At 57.8% G+C, this 14,908-nt stretch carries 8 protein-coding genes; 2 read left to right on the top strand and 6 right to left on the bottom strand.

Features of this window, described 5'->3' with window-relative positions; translation table 11 throughout:
• Nucleotides 1-554: 554 nt before the first annotated feature.
• The 4 genes from K3174_RS10375 to K3174_RS10360 all read right to left on the bottom strand — a co-directional run bounded on the left by K3174_RS10375 (nucleotide 555) and on the right by K3174_RS10360 (nucleotide 8,695).
• Nucleotides 555-1,685: a dipeptidase gene (locus tag K3174_RS10375; RefSeq protein WP_221558192.1), complete on the bottom strand. Its 1,131-nt coding sequence runs from the start codon at nucleotides 1,683-1,685 to the stop codon at nucleotides 555-557.
• Between the two features lie 299 nt (nucleotides 1,686-1,984).
• Complete coding sequence (locus tag K3174_RS10370; RefSeq protein ID WP_221558191.1) at nucleotides 1,985-4,051, bottom strand: PQQ-dependent dehydrogenase, methanol/ethanol family; 2,067 nt, start codon at nucleotides 4,049-4,051, stop codon at nucleotides 1,985-1,987.
• A gap of 59 nt (nucleotides 4,052-4,110) precedes the next feature.
• On the bottom strand, nucleotides 4,111-6,528 hold the full coding sequence (locus K3174_RS10365) for a TonB-dependent receptor (RefSeq protein ID WP_221558190.1): 2,418 nt from the start codon (nucleotides 6,526-6,528) through the stop codon (nucleotides 4,111-4,113).
• Nucleotides 6,529-6,814: 286 nt separating this feature from the next.
• A complete protein-coding gene (locus K3174_RS10360) occupies nucleotides 6,815-8,695 on the bottom strand; it encodes a DUF885 domain-containing protein (protein WP_221558189.1) in 1,881 nt (626 codons plus the stop codon).
• Nucleotides 8,696-8,993: 298 nt separating this feature from the next.
• Between K3174_RS10360 and K3174_RS10355 the strand changes: the two genes are divergently transcribed.
• Entirely contained in the window at nucleotides 8,994-9,155 is a 162-nt protein-coding gene (locus tag K3174_RS10355; RefSeq protein WP_221558188.1) for a hypothetical protein, read from the top strand.
• Between the two features lie 19 nt (nucleotides 9,156-9,174).
• On the opposite strand, the gene ald is transcribed toward K3174_RS10355, so the two are convergent.
• The gene (gene ald / locus K3174_RS10350) at nucleotides 9,175-10,287 is read right to left on the bottom strand and encodes an alanine dehydrogenase (protein ID WP_221558187.1); all 1,113 of its coding nucleotides are present in this window, start codon (nucleotides 10,285-10,287) and stop codon (nucleotides 9,175-9,177) included.
• A 115-nt stretch (nucleotides 10,288-10,402) separates the two neighbouring features.
• Here ald and K3174_RS10345 point away from each other — a divergent pair, with 115 nt between their 5' ends.
• Nucleotides 10,403-10,888 carry an Lrp/AsnC family transcriptional regulator gene (locus K3174_RS10345; RefSeq protein ID WP_221558186.1) on the top strand — a complete coding sequence of 162 codons (486 nt, stop codon included), beginning with the start codon at nucleotides 10,403-10,405 and terminating at the stop codon, nucleotides 10,886-10,888.
• 405 nt (nucleotides 10,889-11,293) lie between these two features.
• Here the strand turns inward: K3174_RS10345 and K3174_RS10340 are convergent, their stop codons facing one another.
• Nucleotides 11,294-14,905, bottom strand: a complete 3,612-nt coding sequence (locus K3174_RS10340) for an ABC transporter permease/M1 family aminopeptidase (protein WP_221558185.1) — start codon at nucleotides 14,903-14,905, stop codon at nucleotides 11,294-11,296.
• Between the last annotated feature and the right edge of the window lie 3 nt (nucleotides 14,906-14,908).

Genomic DNA, 14,908 nt, shown 5'->3' with positions numbered 1-14,908 from the left:
GCCATCACGCCCAAGCACGGGCATCAAAACGGCCCAAGGCTCTACTCGTAAATGGTAGAAACTTCGGGCTCAGACCATTCGCAATGCGGCCAAGGCGATGTACCGATATAGTAAAGTGGAGCTTGCGAGCCGCGTATTGTCTACCGTTACCGACGCCCCTGATCCGGACGTGTATCATGTGACAATGCAGGATCTTGCGAGAATACGTCCAAGGACACCGCCCGCCGCCTCTCCCGACGACCGATTGCTGGTTTATCAGCCGCGCCAGACCTAATGTCCGTCGCCAGTCCTATCGCTGGAATGCAACGCAGCGCCTCGAAGCCGGTCTGACTTATGGCGCCATCTGATTTAGGCGCAACGTAAGCAGCCGCTTCGCCCTCGGTCTTGGCATCCACTTCGACATGAACCACCAGACGAAGGGCAAGCTGCATTTCTGCGGTTAGGAGGATTTAGGCCACATCCTCGTGCCATCGTCACTACGACGAAGCCCAAATCTCTTGTAACTCAGTCGTGCGCCCCGACGTCGAACAGCTCGAAAATCAGCAAATCTCGGGTCATCCAACAACCTCAGAGATTACACGCAACCAATTCCCTCCGATGATCTTTATGATGTCATCATCTTTGTAGCCACGCTTTATCAGTCCTGCAGTCGCGTATCTCCACTTATTGGCATCATTCATGCCTTCAGTGCCAAACGGGTATCGAAAGCGATAGCTCGATTTGAAGTAAGGCTCACCATAGGCCTTGAGAAACTCCTCTTCCAGCTTCGGATCCGTCGGCCAGCCTCGAATCAGCGTATCTGTGCCGAAGCCCACATGATCGACGCCGACCAACTTGACCAAATAATCGACGTGATCGAGCCAATGTTCAATCGTCACCGGAAAATTACGTTTCACCATGGTGTTGACAGTTGTGAGCCCCATCACGCCCCCCTTCTTGGCCAGCGCGCGGATGATGTCGTCCGACTTGTTGCGGGGATGTTCATTCAAAGCCGCACAGTTTGCATGCGAAATAATAGGAATGCGCTTTGAAGCAACAATAGTATCCATTGTTGTTTGGGAGCCCGAATGAGATGAATCAACGAGTATGCCGACTTCATTCATGCGGTGGACCGCAGCGATGCCGAAGTCACTGAGGCCAGCATTGGTACGTTCAGTTGCTCCGTCCCCCAACAGATTGCGCTCATTGTACGTAACTTGCATGGCGCGAATACCGAGGCTGTGGAACAGGTCAATATTGTCCAGCTCACCCTCGATCGGGCTGTTCTGAAAATTAAGCATGACGGCTGTCTTGCCCTCTTGCTTGGCGCGACGGATATCAGCGGCAGACCGCGCTGGTGCAAGCGCGGTACTGTTCTGCTCAATGAAATTGTTCCAATCGATGCAATCCTTGACCCCGTTGTCAAAGGTGAAGGCATTCATCATGTAGCTGCCATTCGGTTCTTCCGGTCGCCGTACTCCGAGTGTCGTACTCAGCGTCGTCAGACCAGCCTGCTGGATCTGTTCAAGACCGCTGCTGTCACGAACTTCATCGGCGAGCATGTCGATCACCAGCGATTCATTGTAGATCGCCTCCGCATCCTTGAGCAGCACTGGTGCATCGGCTGCCTTGCCCAGACCAGGCAAGGCCCAAGCCAACAGAGCCATCCCGCTACCAGCTTTGATAATGTCGCGCCTGTCCAGCATACAATTTTCCTTCCGTTAAGACCGTCTTTCTGTTCTTTTCCGAACCTCACATCGCCTCGCGATCATCTTTCCTGCTTTCGATGAAACCATCGTACCAGCACGATGAATGGCTGTTCTCGCTGTCCAGCACCTGCCGCACCACCGGTCGGAGCGGATCGCTTGGCATCGCCACTGCGTCATTGGTCGACGGCCTTGCCATTCAATTGCGCGCGACGAATAACCCATGTGGGACGGGCGGAGACAAGTGCGGCAGTCGCATTCGTTCGACGTGTTGCGTCGGTCCCTCCTAGGTTTTCGATTTATTCGGGCGGCTCGGCGATGAAAGCATGAAGGTCTCTGGTTTCTTGTTTGGTCAGCACGTCGGAGAATGAGGCCATGCCCGAGTAGGCGTATGCGCCTTCGAGCACGATGGCATCGAAGGCATCGTGCGTTTCGGGCGTCATCTTCCAGAGGTTCGGGTACCCTCCGGTTGTCCCTGGTCCGCCGTGACAGCGGGCGCAATTTGTGGTGTAGAGCCCGGCTCCGCGAGCGACTTGAGCAGGCGTACCGCGGAATTTTGTAGGCGCTGGCACCAGCGGTTTCGATTGGCGCAATGGTGGGAGGGTCGGTTCAGTACCGCCTAGCTTAAATGCAAGTATGCGCGGAGTGTTTTCCCGCTCGGCAGCTGCCCAGCCCGACTTGAAAAAACCGTTCAGGGCGCCGCCAAAGCCGGCGGCCACAGCTATGTATTGCTCGCCATCGATTTCGTAGGACATCGGGGCTGCCATGATACCGGTTCCGATATTGATCCGGCGAAGAACTTCACCGTTTTTTGCGTTGTAGATCGTGAGGACCCCGTCGGCACTGCCCTGCGCTACCAGGCCATTGCTTGTCGCCATGACCCCGCCGCTCCAGAACGGCATTGGCCCGGAACTCCATGCTTCCTTCTGCTTAACGGGATCCCAGGCACGAAGCACCTGCTCGAATTTGGGCTTGGGCTGCCCATTCACAAGTGGCGCGAGCGCCTTGTCGTCCGGTGCGAGGCCGACCAGGCTGGTTCGGGAGCCTTGAGAAACGGTATGCGGCTGATAGGGCGAAGCCGCGGTCTCAAACGTCATCGGCGTTTCAAGCACCGGAATATAGACCAGCCCTGCTGCCTCGCTGTAGGCCATCGGTTGCCAGTTGTGCCCGCCCGCTTCAGACGGCCAGACGAGCTTGGTTTCCTTTGAGAAGTTGCCTTGCTCGCTCAGTACCGGGCGACCAGTTTCAATGTCGACACGATCCGCCCAGGTGACCGTCGTGTACTTTTCGGCAGACAGCAGCTCTCCGGTCACGCGGTCCAGGACGTAGAAAAACCCGTTCTTAGGTGCCTGCATGATGACCTTGCGTGGTTCGCCACCGATTTCCATGTCGGCAAGGATCATGTTCTGTGTCGCCGTGTAATCCCAGCTGTCACGTGGGGTTGTCTGATAGTGCCACTTCTTGCGCCCGCTGCGCGCGTCGATCGCGACGATCGACGAGAGATAGAGGTTGTCACCCCCGGCAGGGCTCCGCAGCCATGCGGGATGCGGACTTCCGTTGCCGGTACCGACGTAAACGATGTCCGTTTCGGGATCATAGACAATGGAATCCCAGGCGGTTCCACCGCCGCCGAATTCCCATGCCGAGTTCGGGTCCCACGTCTTTCGGGCCTCGGTTACTTCGGGGTGCTCGTCCGGACCGGCTGCCGGATCGCCCGGGACGAGGTAGAAACGCCAGGCCAGCTCGCCCGTCTCGCGGTCGATTGCCGTCACATAGCCGCGCACGCCCAATTCCGCGCCGCCATTGCCGATTATGACATTGTCTCCAGCGACGCTCGGAGCGCCGGTGATCGTATAGCTGCGTGTCCGGTCAATGAACGTGTCGGTCTTCCATTTTGGCTTGCCGGTCTTGGCGTCCAAAGCGACGAGATATCCATCGAGCGTCCCGACATACACTGCCCCGTCTTGCACCTTTACACCGCGGTTGACGGCATCGCAGCACGCACGACGCGCATATGCGCCGTCGACCTCGGGGTCATATTGCCACAGCTGTTCACCGGTGCGTGCGTCGATGGCATATACCACGCTCCACGGACCTGATACGTACATCACCCCGTCTACTACGACTGGCGTAGCCTCAACGCCTCGATTGGTTTGGCCTCTGACGACGAAATCCGCAAACTCCCATGCGACGCCAAGGTCCTGGACATTGCCTGCATCCACTTGCGAGACGCGGTAGAAATAGGCGGTCTGATCCTGCCAGAGCGCGCTGTCTCCCTCCGGCTCCTGGCTGCAGCCTGCCAGCAAGAGGACAGTGCTGCAGAGCGCTGCGGCGAAGCTAAAACTAACATGTTTCGCCAGAGGCATTGATTCTCTCCATCTTAGAAGAATGCAGGATCGCACTCCAACCAGGGAGGCCCGTTGCGTTAGAAGCTCTGTACAAGTTCCAACCCGATGGTTCGGGGCCGAATTGTAAAAGTCTGGTCAGAACCACTGAAAATGGCGAGATCGAGCTGCGGACGTGCATTGAATATGTTCCGGGCGAACAACCGAAGGAGCGTATCATCCTTACCGATCGACGCCGCCAGGTTTACCACATCATAGCTCTGCCGGAATTCTGACGGGTTGGGGACGCCCGCATCGACCCCATCCGAGAAAACAACATTCAGATCCGGAACGATGCCGAACGGCGCGCGCCCTTGATACTGATATTCGCCGCGAAGGTTCACGTTCCAACCATTTCCGAATGTCGTTGAATAACCAGCGTAGGCGCTCGCCATCCAAGTGGGCACATTGGGCAGCGGATCGCCCGCTTCGACGATTCCTTCCAAAGATTCGAGAACCTCGCTTTTTGTGTAAGCGGCATTCCCGCCTATCTCGAGGCCATCGATAGGCTCAACGCGCGCTTCGAATTCGAAGCCCTTGACTTCCGCACTTCCCAGATTGGCGGTGAAGCCGAACCCGCATGGCAAACCGACAAGCTGCTGCGTATCCTTCCATTTCGTCAGGAACGCCGCGGCATTCACCGTCAGCCTGCCATCCGCAAACAGGTTCTTCGTTCCAACTTCATACGTCCATACACTATCGGACTGAAATGAATCCGGGATCTGCGTCAGACCGATCGCAGCCAGATCGTCGCCGCAGGCGTCGGGACTTACCACATAACGGTTCGGTCCCCCGGGACGGTACCCCCGTGCCGCTGACGCGAACAGAAGATTATCTCCTGTAACTTCGTAAGACAGCCCAAACTTTGGATTGATGCCGTCTTCCTCGCTGGTACGTCCGTCAACGACCGTGATGGGGCCGGCAATAAGGCCATCATATACAGCATCAAGTCGCTGGCGGTCCTTGAACAGCCGTACCCCGGCAGTGAGCTCCAAACGATCAAACAGGCGATAACTTGCCTCGCCGAACAGTGCATACTGCTTCAAACTAGCCTTAGTATCACCAAGATAAAGTCGATCTGACGGAACGCCGAAGATGGCGCCCGATCCGGGCTGATCGACAGCCTGAAATAATTCATCGACTTGGTCCTGATAATACGCCCCGACAACCCATCTGAAAGGCGCACTGGGACTGTTGTCCGACGCGAGCCGCAACTCCTGACTGAACGTGGAGGTATCGGTCTCTGAAACGTTTATACCAGTTAGAGGGTAGAGGAATTGAAAAATATTTGCCAGTATAAAACTGTAGTCTCTTTTGTAGTCGAATCCTCTATCAAACTGCGACGTCAATGAAGTAAGCGTGACTCCGCCAAGATCTTTCTCGATATTGAGGCTAAATACCGAAGTTTGCTCGACATTAGGTTGGGGAATTCTGAATGACGATTCAAAATCAGGCCTTCCTAGGAAATAAAGACTGCTGTCCTGCAATTTTGATTCTTGGTAGAACACTTGAGGGCGGATGGACCAGTCCGCAGATGGTTGCCATTCGATCGAGCCCCGCAAGGCGTATGTATCGCTGTAATTGATGTTTTCCTCGCGCCGCGTGCTGAGCGCGTCCAACCGAAGCGGCGTGTACTCCGGGAACGGCGTGCTGGACCGGGTTGAAATCTGTACATCGCCAGGCACGGCATCGATGTAGCCACCGTCCCTGCGGTAGAAGAAGCCACCGCGAAATGCGAGAGACCCTTCGATGATCGGTGCATTGACGACGACTTCGCCGTTGTAGTCGGGCGACCCTTCTGAAACAACGGCAGCGCCGACCGCCGCGTCGACACTGAACCGGTTCATGTCCGGCGTGTTGCTGGCGTACTTGATCGCCCCGCCCATCGCACTTCCGCCGTATAGCGTACCCTGCGGTCCTTTCAGCACTTCCAGCCGCTGCATGTCGAAGAACACCGGATCGAAGCCGCCGCTGAATGTCGTGCTGATCGTGACCAGTGAGATATCATCCAGAAAAATGGCGACCGTCGGAGCGGAGACGTTAGTGCTAAGGCCGCGAATGCTGTAACGGGCTAGGCCGCGCTCAGCGCGCGACAACGCAAGCCCTGGAACATTGCGGACCACATCCTGTATCTCGTTAGCGCCTTGTGAACGCAGCTCTTCTCCCGTGATCGCAGTTACCGAGATCGGAACACTCTGTATCGATTCATTCGATTTGCGCGCAGTGACAATGATCACGTTGGTTTCTTTGCTCTGAACATCGTCACTTCGTTCAGAAGCCTCCTGAGCAAACGCTCCGGATGCGAATCCCGGCGTCACAAAGGCCGTGGTACCTATCAGCAGCGCAACACGCCAACTACGCCCGCTTCTTGCCACTCGACGGCTGGTAAATCGGCGCTCGGGAGCCCCTGAGCTCGAAGCCTGACCTCGACGACGGAGTCGATCTTTCTGTCCCTTCATTTCGCCTCACTCCCCTCTCAGGTGCGTACATGACAATAGATTTGCGCTTCGGCTAATGGCTCTTTGGCCGCCGCCTCTTCGTTATCCCGTAGAAAGGCTGATGCTGCCTCGACTATGCTAGGCCGGTCAACGAAGTTAAACTGGGCAGGAGGGATAGATTTTCTGATCCTAGCGGATGGACCGGGGATCCCAAGGTCGCTGCGCGCAGCTCAGCGCCCACCCGGCTTTGCCGGGCGGGAAAGTCTTGAAGAGCGCCTTGGACTTCTTCGGATCGAGATGAAGTCGACTATTGGATAGCGGCCGATGCAGACGCCGCTTGGGACGTGGCAATGAGCCGATCGACGCGGTGCTCAAGCAGGTCAAAGGGCATCTGGCCCTGATCCAGGATTAGGTCATGGAAGCGACGGAGGTCGAACTCGTCGCCCATCTCTCGCTCTGCCTTCTGGCGCAACCGCTCAAGTTTGAGCAAGCCGATCATGTACCCGGTGGCCTGACCCGGCATAACGACATAGCGCCGCACTTCCGATCGAATCTGATCTATGGACAGTGCTGTATTGCCAGCCATGTATTCGACTGCCTCCTCTTCAGTCCAGCCCTTGTCGTGCAATCCGGTATCGACAACCAGTCGCGCGGCGCGCCAGATTTCTGCAGTCAGGCGGCCAAAGTCGGAATAGGGGTCGCGATAGCCGCCCATTTCCTTCGCCAGCTTCTCCGCGTAGAGGCCCCAGCCTTCCTGATAGGCATTGATATAGAGATACTTGCGGAATTTCGGGACGGTATCGAGCTCCCGGGCAATCGCAAAGTTGAGGTGATGGCCGGGTAGCGCCTCATGATAGACCGTGGCTTCCAGAAACGGCTTCGGATTGGACCGCATATTGATCAGATGCAGGTAGAACGCACCGGGCCGTGTGCCATCGCTGGTTGAAAATGAGTAATGCGCCGCGCCGCCGGGAATCTCTCGATATGGCTCCACTCGCTTCACGATGATGTCAGCTTTCGGAAGTTTGTTAAAATAAAGGGGAAGTCGGGATTTCATCTCGTCGACATAGTTCGCTGCGGAGTCCAAGAACGCCTGTCTTCCAGCTTCCGTACTCGGCTCGTAGAACCTGTCATCTTCTCTAATGAACTTGAAGAATTCGCCTAACGAGCCGTCGAAGCCAGTCCGGTCCTTTACGAGTTCCATTTCTTCGCGGATCCTCGCAACCTCGCGTAGGCCGATCATATGGATCTCGTCAGCCGTCAGGCTCGTGGTCGTCGAGTTTGCAAGCGCGGCTCGATAAAAGTCTTTGCCGCCCGGAGCCCCCCCGACGCCAGTGGCGACGATGTCCGCCTTGGGGAGCTCGGACTCGAACCATGCAGCCAGCTGTTCGAAGGCTGGCTGCCACTCGCTCAATAGCGCCTCCCGGGCCTCAGCCCGAAAGCTATTCGCTCTAACCTGGTCGATCTTGCCGGCTTCCTGCAAACTGTCTATCTTGTGGACGGCGTCTGCCCAAATGGGACTATCCCCTTCCCCTCCAAAAGGTGCGCCAGTAGCCAGCGTCCGCACCTGCGGAATCATCATTTCATAGGCGAAGCGCGGAGGCCGAACACCGTTGGCAGCATGGCGTTTCGCAATTTGCAGCAATTGCAATTCCGCACGCGCCACCCCACCAATTCGAGCAATGTAGGCGTCCATGTCAGCTGGCTCGTCGACTCTATGGATTTGCATGAGAAACTGCGGAATGGCGGTCTGCGGCCCCGACATCTGATTGAAAACATACGCATTGCGACGCACCTCCCACAGCATTGCGGCTTCGCGGTACTGGAAGATCCACAGGTCCCAGGACAGTTGGCCATTCTCGCCAAGCTTGCTGCGGTCGAACCTTGCGTGCAGTTCGTCGATCGAGCGACGTTGCCATTCGAGCGTTCGACGCGCCGCCTCTTCGGACATGTCGTCGATCTCGTCATACCGATCTTTCCCCCCCGCATACGCTATCGCCATAGGACTGCGATCAAGCAGTTCTTCGTACTGGCCGTCTAGCCAGGCGTGGAGGCGACTTTCTTCGCTGTCTGCGGCCTTAGGCGCATCGAGTGGGTTGTCTCCTGATTGAGCGAGGGCTGGTGCCGCAACAACGCTTGGGAGCAACAAGACTGACAGGATCAGCAATCGACGAAGTGAGCTGGTCATGGGATCTTTCCATCTGAGTATTGGAGTTTCTTGAAAGCCCGCTACGGCGGGCATGGGCACGGAGCCTACGGGAAAGCATTTTTTCCAAGCGGTCTGCGCTGATCGAAGCCGACAATTGAAGAAATCGTATACGATTCTTCCCTTTCCTGCAATATGGCGCCGGGTCGGCTACAGGGGGTATCAGGCTTCCACAATTTCGCGGGCAATGCCCGCATGCGGAGCTGTAGCGTCGAAGCCTCGCTGCGGATTGCCCGAGGCTCGCTCCCAAGCCCAGGGTCCTTCGCAGGTGCTTTCGGCCATGTTCATGGAAGCGGGGCAACAGCATCATCCGCGCGCCACTCGCGCCTCCGGACGACGCGTTCCGAGCATTTCTGTTCGGAACGTCCTGCCGGAACCGTTCGAGATCGACAGCTCCAAAAGTGAGGCGATTCCTTCCTTGCAGCTGGCCTGGTTCGAATAGCCCGGCATTAGGACGATGTTCAGGCGCCCAGAGCGTCGGCAGACGGCTCGAAATCAAGGCCCAGCGCCCTCGCGACGGGTTCGCTGGTAAGGCGACCGCGATGAGTCGACAGACCTGCCAGAAGACCCCTGTTCTCCCTGATCGCCCTCAAACCGCCGTCGGCCAGTGCGAGACCGTAGGGAAGCGTCGCATTGTTAAGCGCGTGGCTGGATGTTCTTGGCACGCTACCGGGCATATTGGCGACACAGTAATGAATGATACCGTCGACCTCGTAAGTCGGTGCGGCATGGCTCGTCGCGCGCGAGGTTTCAAAGCAGCCGCCCTGGTCGATCGCGACATCTACGACCACGCTTCTTGGCTTCATGCTGCCCAGCATATCTTTGGTGACCAGCCTTGGTGCGCTTGCCCCAGGGGTGAGAACACTGCCGATCACGACATCGGCGTGTCTCAATTCGGCTTCGATTGCGTCGACCGTTGAGAAGAGGGTGCGGGCGCGGCCGCAGAACAATTCATCCAGCTGACGCAAGCGCGGCAAGGAGCGATCGAGGATCGATACATCGGCGCCCAAGCCAACTGCCATCCGCGCTGCGTGGGTTCCCACGACCCCGCCGCCAAGCACCAAAACGCGCGCAGGTGCGACGCCCGGCACACCGCCCAGAAGTAGTCCGCTGCCACCGTTGAAGTGGCGACTTGCGAGGGCGGCGGCCTCGATGGACAGGCGGCCGGCGACTTCACTCATCGGAGCCAATAACGGCAGTCCGACACCTTCGGTTACCGTTTCATATGCGATCGAGGTCACGCCACTTTCCAGCAGGCCCCTCGTTTGCTCGGGATCAGGGGCTAGATGCAGATAGGTGAACAGAATTTGCCCTTCTCGTAGTTTTACCCACTCTTCGGGCTGCGGTTCCTTGACCTTCACGATCATGTCGGCCTGAGCGAAAACCTCGAACGCACTTCCGACGATGGTCGCTCCGGCGTCCGCATAAACGGTGTCATCGGCTCCCATCCCCGTGCCTGCCTTGGTTTCGACCAGCACCGAATGGCCGCGTTCGACATATTCGCGAACGGCTGCTGGAGTAAGGCCCACGCGCGCCTCCTGCTTCTTGATCTCTTTGGGAACGCCGACGATCATGATGCAAACTCCTGTGATTAGATTGCTCACTCATAAGCCGTTCTTGCCGGAATTTCTGATCAACCTTGCGGCCCAGAACTTGATCTCGTAGACATTCTGAAACTGAAATCGGACTTTGGATTTTGAAATGATGCTGGACAGATTTGACACTGCGATCGTTGCTCGGCTTCTGGAAGGTGGCACCGCAACCAATGCGGAATTGGGCGAAGCTGCGCGTCTTTCGGGACCGGCCGCGGGACGACGCCAGCGCCTTCTCGAAAGCGATGGCTACATCAAGGGATACAGTCCCAAGCTAAACTTTGAAAAACTTGGCTTCGGCACCCTGGTCATGGTGTTGATTCAGGTTAAGAGCAAAGCAACTGATACTTTCGAGGCCTTTGAAAACGCAGTTCGTTCGAGCCCCTCGCTTCTGTCTTGCCATCTCTTGTCAGGCTCGGAAGACTATTTGCTGTCCTTGCGAGCCAAAGACCTCAAGGATTTCGAGCGGATACACCGGGAAGAGCTATCGAAACTGCCCGGCGTAAGCGGCATGCAATCTCTTTTTGCGTTGCGCGAAGTGCTCTCGCGCGACGCATCGCCTTCTATGCTGTCGGGATCATGATGAGATCGCTCCGATAATGCTGTACTGCGTTGGCAAGGCCTGACCGCGGCCGAGGCGGCCTATCCTGGCCCGATCCCGACGTCGCAATCTTCACCCCGTGGCCTCCTTGCTCAGGCCCAGCCTGGCTCCATCCTACGGACGATCATCGCGCCCGCAGTGATCGGGACGTCGGTATCTGCAATTACGGTCGCCCGGTTCACCGCGCCCCTATCGCGATAACGCGGCCGGAGAACCCGCAGCTGGGTTGCAAATTTCCTGTCAGCTCACAGTTTCATTGAGGCCTTGCAGCTCTCTTCTCATGACATGGGCTACATTTCGCGGTCGGCGCTCAGTTTCGCAAATCCGACGCTTTGGCGGGGCGATCTCGTGATCAGACACCGCCAAAGCCCTTGATTTTCTATGGCGTCAATCCGTGTCCGTAACTGCCACGACATTGTCGGTCGTGTTGCGGTCGATATAGCGAATAAAGGGATCAATGCCTGCATAGACCGGCTTGCGCTCGCTGACGATCCGCACCTTCTGCTCGCCAGAACGGATCGGCGTGCGCTGGATAGACAAGACATCTTCCTGATCGAAGCCGGCATCGCTCGGCTGCGCCATGTACACGCCGACGTCAACCGGCTGGTCAAAGCTCGCATTCGTTTCATTGCCCTTGGCATCTGCATATATCTTGGATGCTTCTATCGTCATCACCGTCTCAAAGTTGCCGTCCGGAAGGCGCCTCACGGTCGCGTCCCTCGTCTTTAGGTCATACAGGGTGATGCGATAGAATTGATCGAGCACCAGCAGCCGTTCCTGCGGATTACGGGCGAGCGACAGGAAGCCATCGACCAGATCGCTCGACCGTGCATAAGGCGCGGGCTTGAAGCGATAGCGATCGAGCAGCTGACGCAGCATGGCGTTCACACGATCCTCGCCCAGGCGTTCCTGGAGCAGATACATCACGATGGAGCCCTTCTGATAGTGGATGTATCCACGGTTGCGCGTCCGGGCGAGCGGCTTTTCCCCGTCCGACTCCATCCGGCGCCCCTGAAGATACTGGTCGAGCTCATATTTCAGGAACTGGCGCACCTGCGCCTCGCCGAAGCGCTTCTTCATCACCATCAGCGCCGAATATTGCGCCAGGCTTTCGGTCAGTACCTCTGCGCCCTCCATGTCGGCGGGCATGACCTGGTGGAACCAATATTGGTGGGCCAGTTCGTGCGCCGTGACATAGGACAGAAAGTCGAGCCGCTTGGGATCGCTCAGATCCATGATAAAGCCGACGGTTTCCGAATAGCCGATCGTTCCCGGTGCGGAATTGGCGCCGCCGCCATAGCCTGGCCGCTCGATGATCCGGGCATAGGGATATTGATACGGCCCGAAACTCGCGCGGAAATAATCGAGCGAGTCGTCCATTGCCCGCAGCATCCGGTCGATATTCTTGGAATGCTCCGGATGGTAATAGACCTGCAGCTCGACGCCATCGGAATCCATCGTCTTCACATTGTAGCGTGCCGACTGGATGGTCACGAAGGCGATCGACGGAATCGGCGCCACAAAGCGGGCGGTGCGGCGGCCATTTGCAACGGTATCGGAAACCCGTTCACCGGTCGCGATCAGCGTCTGGTCCGCATCGGTTGTCACCGTGATATCCGAATTGATCCGGTCGAAGCCGACATAGTTCTTCGCCTGCGCCGACGCATCTTCCAGCTTTGGCATTTCCGGAGCCGGTGCAAGGCCAAACTTCTCGCGCTCCTTCTTGTTCGAGAGCAGGTTGGTGCGATCCATCCCGAGCAAAGGCATGATCTGAAAGTTGGTCACATAAGCGCCGTTCGTGGCCGGCTGCACATCGATCTCGTACAGTTGCGGATCGGGCGGCAGCGCCGCAAAGCCGCGCCGCTCGACACCGGTAACAAAGGACACCGTCCCGCTCGCGCCCGGCTGCAACGGCTGGTTGAAGCGGAAGATTCGATGATGGTTCTGTCCGTCCGCCTCGATGAGCGCCGCACCGGAGACCGTTACGTCACGCAACGGCAGACCGATGCCTGGCGCCATACGGAAATGCAGGGTTTCGATCGGCGCGCCTGTCTCATTCACAAAACGATAGGTTCCGTTGACCTGCATCTCGTTGCGCGAAGGAAACAGGTCGACCTTCAGCTTGACATCCCTCAGCTTAGGCTGCGGCAGATCGATATACTTCCCGTATCTCTTCTCATAGGCGGCGAGTTGGCGATTAAACCTGTCCTCATTAGGATAGGCGTTCAGCACGGCGGTATTGTAATAGATGAACCCGCCAAGCCCCACGGTGAGCAACAGCGCGCCCGCCAGAGCGACCAACGGCGCGCCACGTAGCCGCGACGGCAGGGTCCGCCATTGCCCTTTCAATGTCACCGCCGTTCCGCGCCGCCACATCAGATGGCCGATCACCGCCAGAACCAGCGCAAATGCCAGCCAATAGATGCGCAGCCACCAGCCGGCCTCGCTGCCGTAATTCGCGCCGTTCATATCCGAAAGCGGCATCCGCACGTCGGCGTAGTTGAACAACGGATGGTTGAGACCGAGACTGGAGAAAACGACGGTCGTGACCAGATAGAGCACCATGATGCCCCAGCCCACGAACTTGTTCGGGCTGATCGCCTGAACCACGACCGACAGGATCGAAAGCTGAATCACATAGAATGCGCTGGGCACGACGAACCATGCCAGCCAGTTGCCAAGCTCGATATCGGTGACCCCGCGCATGAACTGGAACAGGATCGATTCCAACATCACCACGAAAACGCTGAGCACCAGCAGCACGCCGACGACGCCGGCAAGCTTGGACACCAGGAAGACCCAGTTGGGTGGCGGGGTGGCGTCGATGATCTCGCCGAAGCGGCGCTCGCGCTCGCGCCATACGACTTCGCCCGAGAAATAGATCGCGATCAGCAGAGTGATTGTCGCGGACGTCGCAGTCACCACATCGACGATCGCGAAGGTGCGCGGCCAGATCGGAATCCCGTAGAACAGCTTGGCGAGATTGAGCGTCAGGATGAGGTTGATCGAGCCCACGATCGCCAGCACCCAGAAAGCCGGGCTCTTGAAGATCAGCTTCATTTCGAGCCGGGTGCGGGTCCACAACTGATGCCACACACCGCGTCCGGGCACACTGTCCGGCAGGCGATCGACCAGCATGGGCTGCACAGCGGCAAGCCGCTTTTCACGCGCTGCCTGACGCTTCGCACTGCGCGCGGTCGCGCCGCGTGCGGCGAAACGGAAACGCCAGACCACCAGCAGTACGATCGCCGTCGAAATACCGATCCACAGCAAGCGGTTGCCCAGCAGTAATTGAGTCAGCTCGACCGCCTGCGTGTTGGACTGGATGGGCGTCAGATATCTTGTGGTGATACCGTACGCGACGCTTCCGAACGGCTCGAGATAGGCCGCGAAGGTAAGGTCCGGCAGCTTTTGCAGCATCGAGGTGACCGCGAAATACAAAAACATGAACACGATCACCATCAGATAGCTGTAGGTGACCGAACGGGTCCAACTGGCGATGGCGAAGAAGATCGCCGACGTCATCAGGATATTCGGCAGCGCCAGGACGAAATAGCCGAACGCATAATCCTGCAGCCGGTTGGGGCCGAGATTCTCGATGTCGACCCACGGCATGAATGTGCCGATCCACAGCGCCAGCGGCACTGCCAGGAACGCGATCGCCGCGCCCAGGAACGCGCCGGTAAAGCGGCCGAACATGTACGGCATCTTGCCGACCTTGGTCGACCGGATGATCTGCCCGAACCCGGTCTCGTCGTCGCGCACCACCACATTCCCGACGAACGCCGTGGTCACGAACATGAAGAACAGCGACATCATCAGCTGCACCTGCGCGACCGCGGTCGGCGCGTTGGTGTGAATGCTGCCGCCGCTGCCCAGACGGATCGCGGGCGCCGTCGTCAATGCGAACGTCAGCAGGAAGAACATGATGGCCGCGACCCAGAAGACAGGATTGCGGAGCTGATAGCGCAGCTCGAAGCGCGCGATGGTGGCGAACATCGG

This window comes from Qipengyuania qiaonensis, from assembly GCF_019711515.1.
Lineage (GTDB): Bacteria > Pseudomonadota > Alphaproteobacteria > Sphingomonadales > Sphingomonadaceae > Qipengyuania > Qipengyuania qiaonensis.
This window is presented reverse-complemented; position numbering and strand designations above follow the sequence as displayed.